Origin of the sequence: Pseudomonas sp. MPFS (genome assembly GCF_022537035.1) — a bacterium.
GTDB lineage: Bacteria > Pseudomonadota > Gammaproteobacteria > Pseudomonadales > Pseudomonadaceae > Aquipseudomonas > Aquipseudomonas sessilinigenes.
Map to the genome: position 1 here is coordinate 1,884,666 of NZ_CP066123.1, position 19,178 is coordinate 1,903,843.

Consider the following 19,178-nt stretch of genomic DNA (forward strand, 5'->3'; position numbering starts at 1 on the left):
GATCGATATGTTGCAAGTTGAAGTTTATCGTTACAACCCTGACACCGACTCGGCTCCGAAAACCCAGGTTTTCCAGGTCGACACCGGTGGCAAGGACTTGATGGTGCTGGACGTGCTGGCCCTGATCAAAGAGCAGGACGAGGGGTTCTCCTACCGTCGCTCCTGCCGTGAAGGCGTTTGCGGTTCCGACGGCATGAACATCAACGGCAAGAACGGCCTGGCGTGCATCACGCCGCTGTCCGCCGTGGTCAAGAAGAACAAGCTGGTGATTCGTCCTCTGCCAGGTCTGCCGGTTATCCGTGACCTGGTCGTCGATATGAGCATCTTCTACAAGCAATACGAGAAGGTGAAGCCATTTCTGCAGAACGATACTCCGGCCCCGGCCATCGAGCGTCTGCAGTCGCCGGAAGAGCGTGAGAAGCTCGATGGTCTGTACGAGTGCATCCTGTGCGCTTGCTGCTCGACCTCTTGCCCATCCTTCTGGTGGAACCCCGACAAGTTCCTGGGTCCAGCCGCTCTGCTGCAAGCCTATCGCTTCCTGGCAGACAGCCGCGACACCAAGACTTCCGAGCGTCTGGCTTCGCTGGATGACCCGTTCAGCGTATTCCGCTGCCGGGGCATCATGAACTGCGTCAACGTTTGTCCGAAAGGCCTGAACCCGACTAAGGCCATCGGTCACATTCGTAACATGCTTCTGCAAAGCGGCGTGTGATTCAGCTGTTGTACCTGTAGGACCGCTGTACCGTAAAAGCCAGGGCGCGGGCTTCAACCCGCGTCATGGCTCTAACCTGAGCAGTAGCTTACAAAGTGGCTGCTCTATATTTTTGAAGAAATGAGACAAGCAGGGGCATCCGGGCTGGTACCCGGACTATCAGCGTGATCCTAAGTGGCTTGTTTTGGTCGCTGCATTCGGACTTCTGCAAGCTTGCTCGGTGTCGTCGCCGGTGGTGTTCCCCTAACCGAGGGTGACCAAGCATGCAAGAAAGCGTGATGCAGCGCATGTGGAACAGCGCCTACCTATCCGGTAGTAACGCTGCCTATGTGGAAGAGCTCTACGAGCTCTACCTGCACGACCCTAACGCTGTGCCAGAAGAGTGGCGCACTTACTTTGATAAGTTGCCTGCCGACGGCAACACTGCCATCGATGTTTCGCACTCGACGATCCGCGATCATTTCGTCTTGCTGGCAAAGAACCAGCGCCGCGCCCAACCGGTTTCCGCCGGTAGCGTGAGCAGTGAGCACGAGAAGAAGCAAGTTGAAGTGCTGCGATTGATCCAGGCCTATCGGATGCGTGGCCACCAGGCATCCCAGCTGGACCCGCTGGGACTGTGGCAGCGTCCTGCACCTGCAGACCTGTCGATCAATCATTACGGCTTGACCAATGCCGATCTTGATACGACCTTCCGTGCCGGCGACCTGTTCATCGGCAAAGAGGAAGCGAGCCTACGCGAAATTCACGAAGCGTTGCAGCAGACATATTGCCGCACCATCGGCGCTGAATTCACGCACATCACCGATTCCGAGCAGCGCCACTGGTTCCAGCAACGTCTGGAAAGCGTACGCGGCCGTCCAACCTATTCTGCCGACATCAAGAGCCATCTGCTCGAGCGTGTCACCGCGGCAGAAGGCCTGGAGAAGTACCTGGGCACCAAGTACCCAGGCACCAAGCGTTTCGGCCTGGAAGGTGGCGAAAGCCTGATTCCGATGCTCGACGAGCTGATCCAGCGCTCCGGTTCCTATGGCACCAAGGAAGTCGTGATCGGCATGGCCCACCGTGGTCGCTTGAACGTGCTGGTCAACACCTTCGGCAAGAACCCGCGCGAACTGTTCGACGAGTTCGAAGGCAAGAAGAAGGTTGAGCTGGGCTCCGGCGACGTGAAGTATCACCAGGGCTTCTCGTCCAACGTGATGACCTCCGGTGGCGAAGTTCACCTGGCGATGGCATTCAACCCGTCCCACCTGGAAATCGTTTCTCCAGTGGTCGAGGGTTCCGTGCGCGCCCGCCAGGACCGTCGCAACGACCCAACCGGCGAGAAAGTCCTGCCGATCTCCATCCACGGTGACGCGGCGTTCGCCGGTCAGGGCGTGGTCATGGAAACCTTCCAGATGTCGCAGACTCGCGGTTTCAAGACCGGCGGTACTGTGCACATCGTGGTCAACAACCAGGTTGGCTTCACCATCAGCAACCCGCTGGACTCGCGTTCCACCGAGTACGCCACCGACGTTGCGAAGATGATCCAGGCGCCGATCCTCCATGTGAATGGCGATGATCCGGAAGCGGTCCTGTTCGTGACCCAACTGGCCATCGACTATCGCATGCAGTTCAAGCGTGATGTGGTCATCGATCTGGTCTGCTACCGCCGTCGCGGCCACAACGAGGCGGACGAGCCAAGTGGCACCCAGCCGCTGATGTACCAGCAGATCACCAAGCAGCGCACCACTCGTGAGCTGTACGCTGATCGCCTGACCCAGGGCGGTGTGCTCGATGCAGAGCGCGTCCAGGCGAAGGTCGACGAATACCGCAACGCGCTGGACAACGGTCTGCACGTGGTGAAGTCGCTGGTCAAGGAACCGAACAAAGAGCTGTTCGTGGACTGGCGTCCGTATCTGGGCCACGCCTGGACTGCGCGTCACGACACTCGCTTCGACCTGAAGACCCTGCAGGAACTGTCCGCCAAGCTGCTGGAAATTCCGGAAGGCTTCGTGGTTCAGCGCCAGGTCGCGAAGATCTACGAAGACCGTCAGAAGATGCAAGCCGGCGGCCTGCCGATCAACTGGGGTTACGCCGAAACCATGGCGTACGCGACCCTGGCGTTCGAAGGTCACCCGATCCGCATGACCGGCCAGGACATTGGCCGCGGTACGTTCTCGCACCGTCACGCTGTTCTGCACAACCAGAAAGATGCCGGCACCTACATTCCGCTGAAGCATCTGTACGACGGTCAGCCGCGCTTCGACCTGTACGACTCGTTCCTGTCGGAAGAGGCTGTGCTGGCGTTCGAATACGGTTACTCGACCACCACGCCCAATGCGCTGGTGATCTGGGAGGCCCAGTTCGGCGACTTCGCCAACGGTGCACAGGTCGTGATCGACCAGTTCATCACCAGCGGCGAGCACAAGTGGGGTCGCCTGTGCGGCCTGACCATGCTGCTGCCGCACGGCTACGAAGGCCAGGGCCCTGAGCACAGCTCGGCGCGTCTTGAGCGTTACCTGCAGCTGTGCGCCGAGCACAACATTCAGGTGTGCATGCCGACCACCCCGGCACAGATCTACCACTTGCTGCGCCGTCAGGTGATCCGCCCGCTGCGCAAGCCGCTGGTAGTACTGACGCCGAAGTCGCTGCTGCGCCACAAACTTGCCATCTCGACCCTGGAAGATCTGGCCGAAGGTTCGTTCCAGACCGTGATCCCGGAAGTCGATGCACTGGACCCGAAAAAGGTCGAGCGCGTGGTTCTGTGCAGCGGCAAGGTCTACTACGACCTGCTGGAAAAACGCCGTGCCGAAGGCCGCGAAGATATCGCCATCGTGCGTATCGAGCAGCTGTACCCATTCCCTGAGGACGACTTGAAAGAAGTCCTGGCTCCTTACACCAACGCCAAAGCGGCGGTCTGGTGCCAGGAAGAGCCGATGAACCAGGGCGCCTGGTACTGCAGCCAGCACCACCTGCGTCGCAGCATCAGCAACCTCAACAAGTCTCTCGTACTCGAGTACGCGGGCCGTGAGGCTTCTGCTGCCCCAGCATGTGGTTACGCATCGATGCACGCCGAGCAGCAGGAAAAACTGCTGCAAGACGCGTTTACCGTTTAACGCCTTCGCGCACCTGAAACCGAATTTAAGGAACCACAGACAATGGCTATCGAGATCAAAGCCCCCACTTTCCCGGAATCGGTTGCCGATGGCACCGTTGCCACCTGGCACAAGCAACCGGGCGACGCCGTCAAGCGTGACGAGCTGATCGTCGACATCGAGACCGACAAGGTCGTTCTGGAAGTGCTGGCCACCGCCGACGGCGTGCTGGGCGCTATCGTCAAGAACGAAGGCGACACCGTTCTGTCCGACGAAGTCCTGGGCTCCATCGTTGAAGGCGGCGCCGCTGCCGCCGCTCCAGCTGCTGCCGCTCCGGCTGCCGCTGCTGCCCCAGCTGCCGCTGAAGGCGAAGACGACCCGATCGCTGCTCCAGCCGCGCGCAAGCTGGCTGAAGAAAACGGCATCAACATCGCTTCCGTTGCCGGTACTGGCAAAGGCGGTCGTGTGACCAAGGAAGACGTAGTGGCCGCTGTTGCTGCCAAGAAGGCCGCTCCAGCCGCTGCGCCGGCCAAGGCTCCGGCTCCAGCCGCTGCTGCTCCGGTATTCGCTGCTGGCGATCGCGTCGAGAAGCGCGTACCGATGACCCGCCTGCGGGCCAAGGTTGCCGAGCGTCTGGTCGAAGCCCAGTCGAACATGGCGATGCTGACTACCTTCAACGAAGTCGACATGACCGAAGTCATGGCCCTGCGTTCGAAGTACAAGGATCTGTTCGAGAAGTCCCACAACGGCGTGCGCCTGGGCTTCATGTCGTTCTTCGTCAAGGCTGCCACCGAAGCCCTGAAGCGCTTCCCAGCGGTCAACGCTTCGATCGACGGTTCCGACATCGTCTACCACGGCTACGCGGACATCGGCGTTGCCGTTTCCAGCGATCGCGGCCTGGTGGTTCCGGTTCTGCGTAACGCCGAGCTGATGAGCCTGGCTGAAATCGAAAGCGGCATCGCCACCTTCGGCAAGAAGGCTCGTGATGGCAAGCTGTCGATGGAAGAGATGACTGGCGGTACTTTCACCATCACTAACGGTGGTACCTTCGGTTCGATGATGTCCACCCCGATCGTCAACCCGCCACAAGCGGCCATCCTGGGCATGCACAACATTCTGCAGCGTCCTATGGCGGTCAACGGCCAAGTTGTCATCCGTCCGATGATGTACCTGGCGCTGTCCTATGACCACCGCCTGATCGACGGTAAAGAAGCCGTGACGTTCCTGGTGACCATCAAGAACCTGCTGGAAGATCCAGCGCGTCTGCTCCTGGACATCTAAAAAGCAGCTGCAGGCTGCAAGCGACGAACTTCGTGCCTTCGGGCGGGACGTTTGGAACTTGCAGCTTGCGGCTTCTAGCTTGCCGCTAAAAGGAACCTTTTATGACTCAGAAATTCGACGTGGTAGTGATTGGCGCGGGCCCTGGCGGCTATGTAGCTGCAATCAAGGCCGCACAGCTTGGCCTGACGACTGCCTGCATCGAGAAGTACACCGACAAGGAGGGCAAGCTGGCCCTCGGCGGTACTTGCCTGAACGTCGGTTGCATTCCTTCCAAGGCACTGCTGGACAGTTCCTGGAAGTTCCACGAGGCGCAAGATGGCTTTGCCATCCACGGCATCAGCCACTCCGGCGTGAGCATGGACGTACCGGCCATGGTCGGTCGCAAGGCCAACATCGTCAAAGGCCTGACCAGCGGTGTTGCCACCCTGTTCAAGGCCAACGGCGTCACTTCGATCCAGGGCCACGGCAAGCTGCTGGCTGGCAAGAAAGTCGAAGTCACCAAGCCTGACGGTTCGGTGGAAGTGATCGAAGCCGAAAACGTGATCCTGGCTCCAGGTTCGCGTCCAATCGACATCCCACCAGCCCCGGTTGACCAGAACGTGATCGTGGACTCCACTGGCGCCCTGGAGTTCCAGGCAGTGCCAAAGCGCCTGGGTGTGATCGGCGCCGGCGTCATCGGCCTGGAGCTGGGTTCGGTATGGTCGCGCCTGGGCGCACAAGTGACCGTGCTGGAAGCGCTGGATACCTTCCTGATGGCAGCCGATACCGCTGTTTCCAAGGAAGCGCTGAAAACCCTGACCAAGCAGGGCCTGGATATCAAGCTGGGTGCTCGTGTGACCGGCTCCAAGGTCAACGGTGAAGAAGTCGTAGTGACCTACACCGATGCCAGCGGTGAGCAGACCATCACCTTCGACAAGCTGATCGTAGCCGTTGGTCGCCGTCCTGTGACCACCGATCTGTTGGCTGCCGACTGCGGCGTGACCCTGGACGAGCGCGGCTTCGTGCACGTTGACGATCATTGCGCCACCACCGTCCCAGGCGTCTACGCCATTGGTGACGTGGTTCGCGGCATGATGCTGGCTCACAAGGCCTCGGAAGAGGGCATCATGGTTGTCGAGCGCATCAAGGGCCACAAGGCTCAGATGAACTATGACCTGATCCCTTCGGTTATCTATACTCACCCGGAAATTGCATGGGTTGGTAAAACCGAGCAGGCCTTGAAAGCTGAAGGCGTAGAAGTTAACGTCGGCACCTTCCCGTTCGCTGCCAGCGGCCGTGCCATGGCAGCCAACGATACCGGCGGTTTCGTCAAGGTCATCGCCGATGCCAAGACAGATCGCGTATTGGGCGTCCACGTGATTGGCCCAAGCGCTGCGGAACTGGTTCAACAAGGTGCGATCGGCATGGAATTCGGCACCAGCGCCGAAGACCTGGGCATGATGGTTTTCTCCCATCCGACCCTGTCCGAAGCCCTGCACGAAGCAGCCCTGGCTGTGAATGGCGGCGCCATCCACATTGCCAACCGCAAGAAACGCTAAGCAATAATAAGAAACCACGGCGGTTGGCCCGTCGTGAGCCTTGTGCGCAAGACTCACCGCGGAATATCCGCTGGACTCGACCTCTCAGGGTAGCGCCACACACTGGACCGGGGCCCAGGCTCCGGAACCCAGGTGTGGCGCTGGTTTGAGAGTAGCGGTCACAGGTGGTGCGGCACTCCTGGAGTGCAGCGCCGAATGCGCAGTACCTAACGAAGACGGTAAAAAGCATGAATCTTCACGAGTATCAGGGTAAGCAGCTGTTCGCTGAATACGGCCTGCCAGTATCCAAAGGCTACGCGGTAGACACCCCGGAAGAAGCAGCAGAAGCTTGCGACAAGATTGGCGGCTCCGAGTGGGTTGTCAAAGCCCAGGTTCACGCCGGTGGTCGCGGTAAAGCGGGCGGCGTCAAGCTGGTTCGCAGCAAAGAAGACGCTAAGGCATTCGCACAGCAGTGGCTGGGCAAGCGTCTGGTGACTTATCAGACTGACGCCAATGGCCAGCCTGTCACCAAGATCCTGGTTGAATCGTGCACTGATATCGCTAAAGAGCTGTACCTGGGCGCTGTCGTTGACCGTTCGAGCCGTCGCATCGTGTTCATGGCTTCCACCGAAGGTGGCGTGGACATCGAGAAAATCGCTCACGACACTCCAGAAAAAATTCTCAAAGCCACTATCGATCCACTGGTCGGCGCTCAGCCATTCCAGGGTCGCGAGCTGGCATTCCAACTGGGTCTGGAAGGCAAGCAAGTTGCCCAGTTCGCCAAGATCTTCGTAGGTCTGGCCAAACTGTTCCAGGATCACGACCTGGCCCTGCTGGAAGTGAACCCACTGGTCATCAAGGCCGACGGCGATCTGCACTGCCTGGACGCGAAGATCAACATCGACGCCAACGCCATGTACCGCCAGCCTAAGCTGAAGACCTTCCACGATCCGTCCCAGGACGATCCACGCGAAGCCCACGCTGCCAAGTTCGAACTGAACTACGTGGCCCTGGACGGCAACATCGGTTGCATGGTTAACGGTGCTGGTCTGGCCATGGGTACCATGGACATCGTCAACCTGCACGGCGGCAAGCCAGCCAACTTCCTCGACGTAGGTGGTGGTGCTACCAAAGAGCGCGTGACCGAAGCCTTCAAGATCATCCTGTCCGACGCCAACGTCGCAGCAGTACTGGTCAACATCTTCGGCGGCATCGTTCGCTGCGACATGATTGCCGAAGGCATCATCGGCGCCGTGAAAGAAGTCGGCGTGAAAATCCCGGTTGTTGTTCGCCTTGAAGGCAACAACGCTGAACTGGGCGCTAAAGTACTGGCAGAAAGCGGCTTGAACATCATCGCTGCTACCAGCCTGACCGACGCTGCTCAACAAGTTGTCAAAGCTGCGGAGGGCAAATAATGAGCGTCCTGATCAATAAAGACACCAAGGTTATCTGCCAAGGTATCACCGGTTCGCAGGGTAGCTTCCACACCCAGCAAGCCATCGAATACGGCACCCAGATGGTGGGTGGCGTAACTCCGGGCAAAGGCGGCACCGAGCACCTGGGCCTGCCAGTGTTCAACACCGTGAAAGATGCTGTAGCCGCCACTGGCGCCACCGCCAGCGTTATCTACGTTCCAGCTCCTTTCTGCAAGGACTCGATCCTGGAAGCAGCCTTCGGCGGCATCAAGCTGATCGTCTGCATCACCGAAGGCATTCCTACCCTGGACATGCTGGACGCTAAAGTTAAGTGCGACGAGCTGGGCGTGACCCTGATCGGCCCTAACTGCCCAGGCGTGATCACTCCGGGCGAATGCAAGATCGGCATCATGCCAGGTCACATTCACTTGCCAGGCAAGGTCGGTATCGTTTCCCGTTCCGGCACCCTGACCTATGAAGCCGTCAAGCAGACCACTGACGCCGGTTTCGGCCAGTCCACCTGCGTCGGCATCGGTGGTGACCCGATCCCAGGCTCCAACTTCATCGACATCCTGAAGCTGTTCCAGGAAGACCCGAAGACCGAAGCGATCGTGATGATCGGTGAGATCGGCGGTTCGGCTGAAGAAGAAGCGGCTGCCTACATCAAGGCTCACGTGACCAAGCCGGTTGTTTCCTACATCGCTGGTGTGACTGCTCCTCCGGGCAAGCGCATGGGCCACGCAGGTGCAATCATCTCCGGCGGCAAAGGCACTGCAGACGAGAAATTCGCTGCTCTGCAAGACGCAGGCGTGAAAACCGTGCGTTCGCTGGCAGACATCGGCAAGGCCCTGGCCGAGCTGACTGGCTGGGCGGTCAAGTAAGCCTCGCGCTTAACTTGTAGCTCTGCTGACAAAGGCCACCTTCGGGTGGCCTTTGTGCGTTCCGAGTTCCTGAAAAGGGTCTGGGACGGGGCAAAGAGGGAAAGAGGATTAATACCCGCGGAAATATAGTTTCAAAAAAGCGACATTTGACATGTCGCATATAAGAAAATTCGCACCGTGGCGGTGCGTTCGTCTTACAGATTCGTTACGCTAGCCGCCACTTTGATGTGTCTGCGACCCACAAGGCCGCGGCACGCTAAACGGGTCAGTCTTATACGGACTGACAGCATTTCCCTCACCCATAAGGGAAATCCCTCTCTAAATTCCGATTCAGTAGTGTGGTATTTCCTTAATGAAAGTGTTGAAAGGCCAGGACATTCTGGCGCTCGGCTTTATGACTTTTGCCCTGTTCGTTGGAGCAGGCAACATTATCTTCCCGCCTATAGTCGGCTTGCAGTCCGGACCCCATGTCTGGATGGCGGCGTTGGGTTTTCTGATCACCGCAGTCGGCCTGCCGGTGATCACCGTGGTCGCCCTGGCCAAGGTCGGCGGCGCCATGGACTCCCTGAGCAGCCCCATCGGCAAGGTCGCCGGCGGCCTGTTGGCTGCAGTGAGCTACCTGGCAGTGGGCCCGTTGTTCGCCACTCCACGCACGGCCACCGTATCCTTCGAAGTGGGCCTGGCGCCGCTGACTGGCGAAAGCCCGCTGGCGCTGGCGCTCTATAGCACGGTCTACTTCCTGTTGGTGTTTTTCATCTCCTTGTACCCGGGCCGTCTGCTGGACACCGTTGGCCGCTTCCTGGCGCCACTGAAGATCATCGCCCTGGCGGTCCTGGGGATCGCGGCATTCGCCTTGCCAGCCGGTGATATCGGCCAGGCCACTCCGGAATACGTGGCGGCGCCGTTCTCCCAAGGCTTCATCAATGGCTACCTGACCATGGACACCCTGGGTGCCCTGGTGTTCGGTATCGTCATCGTCAACGCGATCCGCTCCCGTGGCGTCGAGTCACCGCGGTTGATCACCCGTTACGCGGTGATCGCCGGCCTGGTGGCCGGTGTCGGCCTGGCACTGGTCTACGTCAGCCTGTTCCGCCTGGGCTCCGGTAGCCACGAAGTAGCCGGTGGTGCGACCAATGGTGCGGCCGTGTTGCATGCCTATGTGCAGCACACCTTCGGCTCCCTGGGCAGTGGTTTCCTCGCGGTACTGATCTCCCTGGCGTGCCTGGTGACCGCCGTAGGCCTGACTTGCGCCTGTGCCGAGTACTTCAGCCGGGTCCTGCCGCTGTCCTACAAGACCCTGGTAGTGATCCTCGCGGGCTTCTCGCTGGTGGTGTCGAACCTGGGCCTGACCAAGCTGATCGCGTTCTCGATCCCGGTGCTGACCGCTATCTATCCGCCATGCATCGTTCTGGTGGCCCTGAGCTTCTGCAAGGACTTCTGGCAGGATCAACGCCGCATCGTCGGCCCGGTGATGCTGGTCTCGTTCATCTTCGGCCTGATCGATGCAATCAAGGGCACCGCGTTTGCCGATCTCATTCCTAGCCAACTGTCCCACCTGCCGTTGAGCGAGCAGGGCCTGGCCTGGCTGGTGCCTTCGGTGATCATCCTGGCGCTGGCCGTGGTCTGCGATCGCCTGTTGGGCAAGCCCAGCGAAGCCCTGGCTTGATTTGACCCGTGTTCGCCGGCCGTCACGAGCGGTCGGCCAGCGCTGATAAAAATGCCCCGTATCCATCGGTACGGGGCATTTTTTATGGGCCTTGCACGGTGTCTTTTTCCCCGGTGAGGCGTCGAAACAGTGCTCCCAGCTTTCGCCAATGCCCACAGGAATTTGCATGTCGTTCATCCAAGCCAACCAGATCCACCTATTGGCCGCTCTATGGTTCATCGTCTGCTGGGGCGGCTATACCCGCTATGCCACCTGGAAAGGCCGCGACACGCCTTGCCTGGCCAGTGTCCTGCACCTGTATCGCGAAGACTGGATGCGCCGCATGCTGCTGCGGGACAACCGTATTGCCGATGCCAGCGTGATCGGTAACCTGGAGCGCAATGCTTCGTTCTTCGCCTCCAGCACCCTGATCATCCTGGCCGGCATCATCACCGTACTGGGTGCATCGGAACGCGCGGTCTCGCTGTTGGCGGATATCCCCATGGTCCAGCAGGCTTCCCAGGGCATGTCGGAAATCAAGTTGCTATGCCTGGCCCTGGTGTTCGTCTATGCCTTCTTCACCTTCAGTTGGTGCATGCGCCAGTACAACTTCGCCGCGGTGCTAGTGGGTTCGGCGCCGATGATCGGCGAGCGGCATGTGTCCGAACAGGAGCGCAAGGCCTTTGCCGCCCGTGCTGCGCGGGTGATCTCCATGGCGGCCAACCAGTTCAACTTCGGCCTGCGCTCGTATTACTTCGGCATGAGCATGCTGGCCTGGTTCGTCAGTCCCTGGTTGTTCATGTTGATGAGCAGCGGGGTGGTGCTGGTGCTCTATCGTCGCGAATTTCATTCCGACGTCCTGGACGTCATGGTCTATACCCCTACAGAGGCGCCCTTGCCCGAGGCGAACAAGGAGAGCAACGGATGACCATTACGTTCTGGTGCGTGTTTATCAGCGCGTTGTTGATCTTCATTGCGCGGATGCCAGTGGCCAAGGCCATGAAGGAGCAGGGTGGCTACGACAACCACCTGCCGCGCCTGCAGCAGGCCCGGTTGAGCGGGCGTGGTGCCCGGGCCCTGGCGGCCCACCAGAACAGTTTCGAAGCCTTCATCCTGTTCGCCGTGGGGGTGTTGATGGCACATACCACGCAGACCCAGGGTTGGCTGATCGATACCCTGGCAATCATCTTCGTGATTGCCCGTGTGCTTTACCTGGGGTGTTATCTGGCCGACCTGGCGTGGCAGCGGAGCCTAGCCTGGGGAGTGGGCCTGTTGTGTTCTTTGTTATTGATGCTTAGTCCAACTTTTCGTTGGTTGTTGGCATAGAAGTTACGCCGGAAAAAATAAAGCCCGCACTTGGCGGGCTTTATTGTGTGTTGCGCTAAAACCGATTTAGTTGGTTTTAGGTGCGGCATCCTTAGCGGCTTCTTCGGCTGCAGCCTTGTTGGATTCAGCCTGATCTTTGGCAGCTTCGGCGTTTTCCTTGGCTGCGTCGTTCACCTTATCCTGAGCTTCGTTCATTTTCTGTTGGGCTTGCTCAGCATGTTGGTTGGCATCTTGAGCTTTGTCCTCGGATTTCTTGTCGCAGGCAGCCAGACCGAGGGAAGCGGTCAGCATCAGGGCAATAGCTAAAGTCTTACGCATGGGGTGTTTCTCCTGAGTGAAGATATCTACTGGCCTTTCGATCATGGCCTTGTGCTTTAAGTTCCTTGGGCCCCACAGATATATTAAGGATTGATGTCACGGAACTTTTTCGTGCTTTGTTAAATGCACATTTCTGACAATAACAAGAGATATCTGTGATGGCGCAAAATCTGATTTTTGAGCGTGCAACGCGATTCCTCTTGGCACTACGCCACTGCCAAGTGTTGGGTATAACCGTTCATGACGCCTCTGAGGAAGGGATTACCCTGACCCTGCCCTACAGCCCAAAAATCGTCGGCGACTCGCAAAGCGGTGTCATTCATGGCGGGGCCCTGACGTCATTGATGGACTCTGCCTGCGGTATGGCCACGCTCTGCGTGCTGCCGGAGTTCGAGGTGTGTCCGACCCTGGACTTGCGCATAGATTATATGCACCCAGCCATTCCTCACCGGGATGTGCATGGTTTTGCCCAGTGTTATCGGGTCACCAAGGATGTGATCTTTACCCGTGGTTTTGCCTATCAGGACGACCCGGCGCACCCGGTAGCCCACGTGGTGGGCACCTTCATGCGTTTGGGCAAGGGACTCAAGGGGGCCCCGGTTTCCTCCGGCACGGCAAAAGGAGATTCGGCATGAGCGAGGATTTCAAGGCGTTGCTGGAGCAGGCCCATCGACAGGGTGAGTACGCCCCGCTGCTGCAAAGGGTTCCCTATGCAGGGCTGATCGGCATCGAGTGCTCGCGACAGGGTGATGAGCTGCTGTTTCGCCTACCGGCCAACAAGGACAACATCGGCAATCCATTGCTGCCAGCACTGCACGGAGGAGTGATCGCCGGCTTCATGGAGCTGGCGGCATCCCTGCATCTGTTGATCTTCACGGGGGCGTGCGAGGTGCCGAAGATCATCGACTTCTCCCTGGATTACCTGAGTGCCGGGCGTTTTCGCGACACCTTTGCCCGTTGCCAGGTGTGTCGCCAAGGCCGGCGGGTGGCCAACGTCGCCATCACCGCCTGGCAGAGTACCGCCGATGAGCCGATTGCCACTGCCCGGGCACATTTCAAGATTCAGGAGAGTCCCGGCCCTTGAAATCTGCCGAGTGATCCCCACTTTCATGTCATCCCGCCGCCGTCCGCCTTCGGGCGCGGCCACAGCCATCTGATTGGAGTTTGATGACCATGAGTGTGGAAACTCAAAAGGAAACCCTGGGCTTCCAGACCGAGGTGAAGCAACTGCTGCACCTCATGATCCATTCGCTGTATTCCAACAAGGAAATCTTCCTTCGCGAATTGATCTCGAACGCCTCCGATGCGGTCGATAAATTGCGTTTCGAAGCCCTGTCCAAGCCCGAGTTGCTGGAAGGTGGCGCCGAACTGAAAATCCGTGTGAGCTTCGACAAGGACGCTAAAACCGTCACCCTCGAAGACAACGGCATCGGCATGAGCCGTGAAGATGTGATCACCCACCTGGGTACCATCGCCAAGTCCGGCACCGCCGACTTCATGAAGAACCTCACCGGCGACCAGAAGAAGGACTCGCACCTGATCGGTCAGTTCGGTGTCGGTTTCTATTCCGCGTTCATCGTCGCCGACCAGGTCGAGGTGTTCAGCCGTCGTGCCGGCCTGGCCGCCAGCGAAGGCGTGCATTGGTCGTCCAAGGGCGAAGGCGAGTTCGAAGTCGCCACCATCGACAAGGCCGAGCGCGGCACCCGTATCGTCCTGCACCTGAAGTCCGGCGAAGACGAGTTCGCCGACGGCTGGCGCCTGCGCAACATCATCAAGAAGTACTCCGACCATATCGCCTTGCCGATCGAACTGCCCAAAGAAGCGGCAGCTGCCGAAGGCGAGGAGAAGCCGGCGCTGGAGTGGGAAACCGTCAACCGCGCCAGCGCCCTGTGGACCCGTCCGCGTACCGAGATCAAGGACGAGGAATACCAGGAGTTCTACAAGCACATCGCCCATGACTTCGAGAACCCGCTGAGCTGGAGCCACAACAAGGTCGAAGGCAAGCTGGAATACAGCTCGCTGCTGTACGTACCGGCCCGCGCGCCGTTCGACCTGTACCAGCGTGAAGCGCCGAAGGGCCTCAAGCTCTACGTGCAGCGCGTGTTCGTCATGGACCAGGCCGAATCCTTCCTGCCGCTGTACCTGCGCTTCATCAAGGGCGTGGTGGACTCCAACGACCTGTCGCTGAACGTCTCCCGCGAGATCCTGCAGAAAGACCCGATCATCGATTCGATGAAGTCGGCGCTGACCAAGCGTGTGCTGGACATGCTGGAGAAGCTGGCCAAGAACGAGCCGGAGCAATACAAGGGCTTCTGGAAGAACTTCGGCCAGGTGATGAAGGAAGGCCCGGCCGAGGACTTCGCCAACAAGGAGAAGATCGCTGGCCTGCTGCGCTTTGCTTCCACCCAGGGCGAAGACGGCGAGCAGAACGTTTCGCTGGCCGAATACCTGGCGCGTGCCAAGGAAGGCCAGGACAAGATCTACTTCCTCACCGGCGAATCCTACGCCCAGGTCAAGAACAGCCCGCACCTGGAAGTCTTCCGCAAGAAAGGCATCGAAGTGCTGCTGCTCACCGACCGGATCGACGAGTGGCTGATGAGCTACCTCAACGAGTTCGACGGCAAGAGCTTTGTCGACGTGGCACGTGGTGACCTGGACCTGGGCAACCTGGACTCCGAAGAGGACAAGAAGGCCGCCGAGGAAGTCGCCAAGAGCAAGGAAGGCCTGGTGGAGCGGATCAAGACCGCCCTGGGCGAGAATGTCAGCGAAGTGCGGGTTTCCCACCGCCTGACCGATTCGCCGGCGATCCTGGCCATCGGTGAACAGGACCTGGGCCTGCAGATGCGCCAGATCCTCGAAGCCAGCGGGCAGAAGGTGCCGGACTCCAAGCCGATCTTCGAATTCAACCCGAGCCACCCGTTGATCGAGAAGCTCGACGGCGAGCAGAGCGAGGAGCGTTTTGGCGACCTGTCGCACATCCTCTTCGACCAGGCTGCCCTGGCGGCCGGTGATAGCTTGAAAGACCCAGCGGCATATGTCCGCCGGTTGAACAAGCTCCTGGTCGAGCTGTCGGTTTAATCAAGTAGCAAGAAAAACCCGCCCTAACGGCGGGTTTTTTCATTCTGGTGTCCCTTTGCTGGAGGAACTGAGTCATGAGTCAAATCACCGTGCGTTCCGTGGTGTATCAGATCGATGGACAACCCTATGAGGGCCGCCTGGCCTTCGATGCCGCCCACAAGGGGCCCCGCCCGGGCTTGCTGATGGCGCCGAACTGGATGGGGGTTACCGCCGGCGCGCAGAAGATCGCCGAGGCTGTCGCTGCCAAGGGTTATGTGGTGCTGGTCGCCGACCTGTATGGCCAGGCGCTGAGGCCTCGTGATTTCAACGAAGCGGGGGCGGCGATGACCCCGTTGAAGGATGACCGGGCGCTGCTGCGCAAGCGCATGCAGGCCTCGTTCGCGGCCTTGCAGGCCCAAGGGGAGGCGGCGGTCGACACCTCGAAGCTGGCGACCTTCGGTTTCTGCTTCGGTGGCTGCTGTGCCCTGGAGCTGGCCCGTAGCGGCGCGCCGGTGAAGGCTGCAGTGTCTTTCCACGGCACCCTGGATACTCCCGAGCCCGCCGACGCGCGTCATATCAAGGGCGCGGTGCTGGTGCTGCATGGGGCGGCCGATCCGTTCGTGGCCAAGGAGCAATTGCCGGCCTTCGAGGCGGAGATGGACGCGGCCGGGGTGGACTGGCAATTGGTCAGCTATGGCGGCGCGGTGCATTCGTTTACCGACACCCACGCCAATGTGCCCGGCAAGATGATGTATGACGCCAAGGTCGCGGGCCGCGCCTTCGCCACCATGCACCACCTGTTCGACGAGGTGTTCCAGGGCTGATTTCCCAGTCCCTGTGCAAGCGGGCAGGCTTGCGCAGGGGTGGGTTCAGTGGCGGACGGGCGGCAGTTCGATGCGCTCGCTTTCTCCTGGCACCTGTGGCCAGTCCCCGGCCGCCCAGCGCTGGCGAGCTTCGTCGATCAGGGCTGGATCGCTGGCGACGAAGTTCCAGTTGATGCGCCGTGGCCCGTCCAGTGGGGCGCCACCGATCAGCACCGCGTGGCAATCGCTTTCGGCGAACAGCGTGGCGTTTTCCCCCTCCGGCAATACCACCAGCGAATGCACGGGCAGTGGCTCGCCGTCCAGCTGTGCCTCGCCGTCCAGCACATACAGTGCCCGTTGTTGATGCTCGGTCGGTATCAGCAGGCTGGTGGCGGTCTGCAGGTGCAGTTCGGCATACAGGGTCGGTGAGAGCACCGGTACTGGCGACTCCAGGCAGAAACCATTGCCCGCGATCATGCGGATGCTCACCCCGAGGTTGTCGCTCACTGGCAAGGTGCCAGCCGGATGATGGCTGTAGTGCCCGGGTCCTTGTTCATGTTCCCTGGGGGACGCCAGCCAGACCTGCAATCCATGCATCCGCCGGTCCTGGGCCAGTTGCGCCGGTGGAGTACGTTCGACGTGGGCAATGGCGCTGCCCGCGGTCATCCAGCTGACGTCCCCGGCCTGGACGATCTGGTCCGAGCCCAGGCTGTCCTTGTGCTGGATCTGCCCGGCAAACAGATAGGTGAGGGTGGACAGGCCGATATGCGGATGCTGGCGGATGTTCATGCCCTTGCCCGCCGGGTAGGCGGTCTCGAGCATGTGGTCGAAGAATACGAAAGGCCCGACGCTGCGGCATTGTGCCGAGGGCAGGGGGCGCAGGATGGGCTGGCCTTCGACGTCCTCGGCACGGGGACGGATCACGAGGGGGGAATTCATGGCGGGCTCCAGGCTGATCGGGTTATGCCCCGGAGCATAACCCGCTTGCCCGTGCCGCGCGCTACTGGCTGAAGGCGCCTTCGGAGAGGTGGGTCTCGATGGTCACCTCGCTGGTGGTCATCAGCTTGTGGATCGGGCAGCGGTCGGCCACCCGGTGCAGTTCCTCGCGCTGGGCATCGGTGAGCACGCCCTTGAGGGTCAGCTTCACGTGCAGGGCGTACTTGCCCTTGGGCTCCTCGCTGTTGTCATGCTTGATCTCCACCGTGACGCCGGTGAGCGGGATGTTCTTCTTCTGCGCATAAAGCTTGAGGGTCAGGGCCTTGCAGGCACCCAGGGCGGCATCGAAGTAGTCGTGGGGTTCGGGAGCGGTGCCTTCGCCGCCTGCGGACTTGGGCAGGTCGGTGAAGAAGTGGTGGTCGTCCACCTGGATGCTGTGGCGGTAACCTTCGCTGGACTCGGTATTGACGGTGATAGTCATGGCAAACCTCAGGCAGTGGTTGATGGAATCGGGTGTTAAAGGTGCTGAAGTTATAGAGCATCGCACAAGCCTCACGTTCCCCTTTTTCTGAACCTGCGAACTGGCGCCACGGTCTACCCTGCCTCGACACCCCAGGAGACCGTTCAGTGCACTGGAGACTTTTCTACGTTGGTACATTGTGGGCCTGGGCCCTGATGCCCCTGGCGGCCCAGGCACGGGACTACGCCTACAGCGATGCGCACCTGCACTACGTGGACTTTTTCCAGGAAACCCAAGGGATGCAAGTGCTGCTCAAGGCCATGGCCGACAACCGTATCGAGCAGGCAATGATCTCGGGGATTCCGGTAGCCAAGAAATGGCACGAGGACGAACCCAAGCGTCCACGCTACTACGCGGGAGACGACGCCGGTGCCTATTGGTACAGCGCCACCGATGTGCTGGTGGCTGCGGCGGTGAAGCAGTTGCCGGTCGAACAACGGCGGCGCCTGCACCCGTTCCTGTCGGGGTTCAATCCCAACGACAAGAATTCCGCGGTCCATATCCAGCGCATGCTCGATCTCGATCCGGGGTTGTGGCAGGGCATCGGTGAGGTCTTTACCCGCCACGATGACCTCACCGCACTGATCGATGACGACACGCCGCGGGCCAATAACGAAGCGATGGCCAAGGTCTACCGCCTGGCCGCAGAGCGTGATCTGCCCGTGATGTTGCACTCCAACATCACCTCCAAGCGTGAGCGCAATCCCTTGTATCTCGCAGAAATCGAAGAGCCGCTCAGCGAGCATCCGCAGACGCGCTTCATCTGGGCCCACGCTGGTACCAGCGCCGAGATCCATCGCCACCAGGAGCGCCTGGCGTTCCTGCTGCCAACCCTGGAGCGTTTGTTGCAGGCCTATCCCAATCTCTACATCGACCTGTCCTGGAGCTTGCTCACGCCGTATCTGATGGATGAGCAGGGCATACCGAGCCAGGAGTGGCTACAACTGGTGCAGCGCTTCCCCGAGCGCTTCATGCTGGGGTCGGATGGGGTCGGTCGCTTCGACAAGCTGGGGCAGGAGCTCCGGAGCTTTGATGGCTTTCTCGATGCCTTGCCGGTGGAGGTGGCGCGCAAGGTGGCCCGTGACAACTTCCTGGCGATCCTGCCGGACTCTCGCTAAGGCGGCTCCTCGGGCGGATTGTCATTAGCCTGTCATGCCTTCTTCATAAGCTCGCGCCATCTCAATCAAGGAGCGCGGTATGCATCTCACTCGTTCAAGCGTTCTGGCAGCGCTGATGGTTTTCAGTGGCCTGGCCAGTGCCGAAGTCCGCATTGAAGGACCCGTGGAATACGGCGTGTTCGAAGGCCCCAAGGCCGAGCTGCAATCGGGGGAGCGGGTGCTGCGTCGCAGCAACGAGAAGATCCAGCAGACGGCAGTGGTTCCGGCGAGGTTGGGCACCAAGTTCGGCATGCGCTACCAATTGCAGGGAAAGGCCGCCGAAGGGCAGCCCCTGACCCTGCTATACCTGACTCCAGGCATCCGTACTCCCGATGGGGTGCGCCATGACAAACTGGAGGTCACCCAGAAGCTGGTGCCCAACGCGCCCCAGGATGTGATGGCCTACGAGTTCACGCAAAGCCATGAAGTCGTTCCTGGCGAATGGCACTTTATGGTGTTCCAGGGCGACCGTTTGCTGGCAGAACAGCGATTTTCGGTGCGCTGAATCGTTTTACGCCCAGGTATCGAAGTGCTTG

General features: G+C 60.0%; 18 protein-coding genes. 15 read left to right on the forward strand and 3 right to left on the reverse strand.

Annotated features, from left to right (window positions below):
- Positions 1 to 7: 7 nt before the first annotated feature.
- The 9 genes from I9018_RS08755 (at position 8) to I9018_RS08795 (ending at position 11,851) form a co-directional block, all read left to right on the forward strand.
- Positions 8 to 712, forward strand: coding sequence for a succinate dehydrogenase iron-sulfur subunit (locus I9018_RS08755; RefSeq protein ID WP_022643104.1), 705 nt, complete (start codon positions 8 to 10; stop codon positions 710 to 712).
- Positions 713 to 975: 263 nt separating this feature from the next.
- Positions 976 to 3,807 carry a 2-oxoglutarate dehydrogenase E1 component gene (locus I9018_RS08760; RefSeq protein ID WP_068587923.1) on the forward strand — a complete coding sequence of 944 codons (2,832 nt, stop codon included), beginning with the start codon at positions 976 to 978 and terminating at the stop codon, positions 3,805 to 3,807.
- A gap of 42 nt (positions 3,808 to 3,849) precedes the next feature.
- Positions 3,850 to 5,067, forward strand: coding sequence for a 2-oxoglutarate dehydrogenase complex dihydrolipoyllysine-residue succinyltransferase (odhB, locus tag I9018_RS08765; protein ID WP_068587921.1), 1,218 nt, complete (start codon positions 3,850 to 3,852; stop codon positions 5,065 to 5,067).
- Between the two features lie 101 nt (positions 5,068 to 5,168).
- Positions 5,169 to 6,605 carry a dihydrolipoyl dehydrogenase gene (gene lpdA / locus I9018_RS08770; protein WP_068587920.1) on the forward strand — a complete coding sequence of 479 codons (1,437 nt, stop codon included), beginning with the start codon at positions 5,169 to 5,171 and terminating at the stop codon, positions 6,603 to 6,605.
- Positions 6,606 to 6,832: 227 nt separating this feature from the next.
- Entirely contained in the window at positions 6,833 to 7,999 is a 1,167-nt protein-coding gene (sucC, locus tag I9018_RS08775; RefSeq protein WP_068587918.1) for an ADP-forming succinate--CoA ligase subunit beta, read from the forward strand.
- Positions 7,999 to 8,880, forward strand: a complete 882-nt coding sequence (gene sucD / locus I9018_RS08780) for a succinate--CoA ligase subunit alpha (RefSeq protein WP_068587916.1) — start codon at positions 7,999 to 8,001, stop codon at positions 8,878 to 8,880. The genes sucC and sucD overlap by 1 nt, the downstream gene beginning before the upstream one ends.
- Positions 8,881 to 9,232: 352 nt before the next feature.
- Positions 9,233 to 10,546, forward strand: coding sequence for a branched-chain amino acid transport system II carrier protein (brnQ, locus tag I9018_RS08785; RefSeq protein WP_241109214.1), 1,314 nt, complete (start codon positions 9,233 to 9,235; stop codon positions 10,544 to 10,546).
- A 166-nt stretch (positions 10,547 to 10,712) separates the two neighbouring features.
- Positions 10,713 to 11,453 carry a DUF599 family protein gene (locus tag I9018_RS08790; protein ID WP_124346145.1) on the forward strand — a complete coding sequence of 247 codons (741 nt, stop codon included), beginning with the start codon at positions 10,713 to 10,715 and terminating at the stop codon, positions 11,451 to 11,453.
- Complete coding sequence (locus I9018_RS08795) at positions 11,450 to 11,851, forward strand: MAPEG family protein (protein WP_068587910.1); 402 nt, start codon at positions 11,450 to 11,452, stop codon at positions 11,849 to 11,851. The genes I9018_RS08790 and I9018_RS08795 overlap by 4 nt, the downstream gene beginning before the upstream one ends.
- A gap of 66 nt (positions 11,852 to 11,917) precedes the next feature.
- Here the strand turns inward: I9018_RS08795 and I9018_RS08800 are convergent, their stop codons facing one another.
- Positions 11,918 to 12,169, reverse strand: coding sequence for a hypothetical protein (locus I9018_RS08800; RefSeq protein ID WP_068587938.1), 252 nt, complete (start codon positions 12,167 to 12,169; stop codon positions 11,918 to 11,920).
- Positions 12,170 to 12,327: 158 nt separating this feature from the next.
- Between I9018_RS08800 and I9018_RS08805 the strand changes: the two genes are divergently transcribed.
- The 4 genes from I9018_RS08805 to I9018_RS08820 all read left to right on the forward strand — a co-directional run bounded on the left by I9018_RS08805 (position 12,328) and on the right by I9018_RS08820 (position 16,050).
- Complete coding sequence (locus I9018_RS08805) at positions 12,328 to 12,804, forward strand: PaaI family thioesterase (RefSeq protein WP_068587908.1); 477 nt, start codon at positions 12,328 to 12,330, stop codon at positions 12,802 to 12,804.
- Positions 12,801 to 13,253 carry a PaaI family thioesterase gene (locus tag I9018_RS08810; RefSeq protein ID WP_068587906.1) on the forward strand — a complete coding sequence of 151 codons (453 nt, stop codon included), beginning with the start codon at positions 12,801 to 12,803 and terminating at the stop codon, positions 13,251 to 13,253. The genes I9018_RS08805 and I9018_RS08810 overlap by 4 nt, the downstream gene beginning before the upstream one ends.
- Positions 13,254 to 13,342: 89 nt before the next feature.
- A complete protein-coding gene (gene htpG / locus I9018_RS08815) occupies positions 13,343 to 15,247 on the forward strand; it encodes a molecular chaperone HtpG (protein WP_068587936.1) in 1,905 nt (634 codons plus the stop codon).
- A 74-nt stretch (positions 15,248 to 15,321) separates the two neighbouring features.
- Positions 15,322 to 16,050, forward strand: a complete 729-nt coding sequence (locus I9018_RS08820) for a dienelactone hydrolase family protein (RefSeq protein ID WP_241109215.1) — start codon at positions 15,322 to 15,324, stop codon at positions 16,048 to 16,050.
- Positions 16,051 to 16,095: 45 nt separating this feature from the next.
- Here the strand turns inward: I9018_RS08820 and I9018_RS08825 are convergent, their stop codons facing one another.
- Both I9018_RS08825 and I9018_RS08830 read right to left on the reverse strand, forming a co-directional pair.
- The gene (locus I9018_RS08825) at positions 16,096 to 16,968 is read right to left on the reverse strand and encodes a pirin family protein (protein ID WP_241109216.1); all 873 of its coding nucleotides are present in this window, start codon (positions 16,966 to 16,968) and stop codon (positions 16,096 to 16,098) included.
- Positions 16,969 to 17,029: 61 nt separating this feature from the next.
- A complete protein-coding gene (locus tag I9018_RS08830; RefSeq protein WP_068587900.1) occupies positions 17,030 to 17,446 on the reverse strand; it encodes an OsmC family protein in 417 nt (138 codons plus the stop codon).
- Between the two features lie 194 nt (positions 17,447 to 17,640).
- On the opposite strand from I9018_RS08830, the gene I9018_RS08835 reads away from it, so the two are divergent.
- A complete protein-coding gene (locus I9018_RS08835) occupies positions 17,641 to 18,603 on the forward strand; it encodes an amidohydrolase family protein (RefSeq protein WP_241110123.1) in 963 nt (320 codons plus the stop codon).
- 79 nt (positions 18,604 to 18,682) lie between these two features.
- Positions 18,683 to 19,147: a DUF3859 domain-containing protein gene (locus I9018_RS08840; RefSeq protein WP_068587980.1), complete on the forward strand. Its 465-nt coding sequence runs from the start codon at positions 18,683 to 18,685 to the stop codon at positions 19,145 to 19,147.
- Positions 19,148 to 19,178 lie beyond the last annotated feature (31 nt).

Coding starts and splice junctions, on each gene's coding strand:
- I9018_RS08755 (WP_022643104.1), top strand. CDS start 8: ATGTTGCAAGTTGAAGTTTATCGTTACAACCCTGACACCGACTCGGCT.
- I9018_RS08760 (WP_068587923.1), top strand. CDS start 976: ATGCAAGAAAGCGTGATGCAGCGCATGTGGAACAGCGCCTACCTATCC.
- odhB (WP_068587921.1), top strand. CDS start 3,850: ATGGCTATCGAGATCAAAGCCCCCACTTTCCCGGAATCGGTTGCCGAT.
- lpdA (WP_068587920.1), top strand. CDS start 5,169: ATGACTCAGAAATTCGACGTGGTAGTGATTGGCGCGGGCCCTGGCGGC.
- sucC (WP_068587918.1), top strand. CDS start 6,833: ATGAATCTTCACGAGTATCAGGGTAAGCAGCTGTTCGCTGAATACGGC.
- sucD (WP_068587916.1), top strand. CDS start 7,999: ATGAGCGTCCTGATCAATAAAGACACCAAGGTTATCTGCCAAGGTATC.
- brnQ (WP_241109214.1), top strand. CDS start 9,233: ATGAAAGTGTTGAAAGGCCAGGACATTCTGGCGCTCGGCTTTATGACT.
- I9018_RS08790 (WP_124346145.1), top strand. CDS start 10,713: ATGTCGTTCATCCAAGCCAACCAGATCCACCTATTGGCCGCTCTATGG.
- I9018_RS08795 (WP_068587910.1), top strand. CDS start 11,450: ATGACCATTACGTTCTGGTGCGTGTTTATCAGCGCGTTGTTGATCTTC.
- I9018_RS08800 (WP_068587938.1), bottom strand. CDS start 12,169: ATGCGTAAGACTTTAGCTATTGCCCTGATGCTGACCGCTTCCCTCGGT.
- I9018_RS08805 (WP_068587908.1), top strand. CDS start 12,328: ATGGCGCAAAATCTGATTTTTGAGCGTGCAACGCGATTCCTCTTGGCA.
- I9018_RS08810 (WP_068587906.1), top strand. CDS start 12,801: ATGAGCGAGGATTTCAAGGCGTTGCTGGAGCAGGCCCATCGACAGGGT.
- htpG (WP_068587936.1), top strand. CDS start 13,343: ATGAGTGTGGAAACTCAAAAGGAAACCCTGGGCTTCCAGACCGAGGTG.
- I9018_RS08820 (WP_241109215.1), top strand. CDS start 15,322: ATGAGTCAAATCACCGTGCGTTCCGTGGTGTATCAGATCGATGGACAA.
- I9018_RS08825 (WP_241109216.1), bottom strand. CDS start 16,968: ATGAATTCCCCCCTCGTGATCCGTCCCCGTGCCGAGGACGTCGAAGGC.
- I9018_RS08830 (WP_068587900.1), bottom strand. CDS start 17,446: ATGACTATCACCGTCAATACCGAGTCCAGCGAAGGTTACCGCCACAGC.
- I9018_RS08835 (WP_241110123.1), top strand. CDS start 17,641: ATGCCCCTGGCGGCCCAGGCACGGGACTACGCCTACAGCGATGCGCAC.
- I9018_RS08840 (WP_068587980.1), top strand. CDS start 18,683: ATGCATCTCACTCGTTCAAGCGTTCTGGCAGCGCTGATGGTTTTCAGT.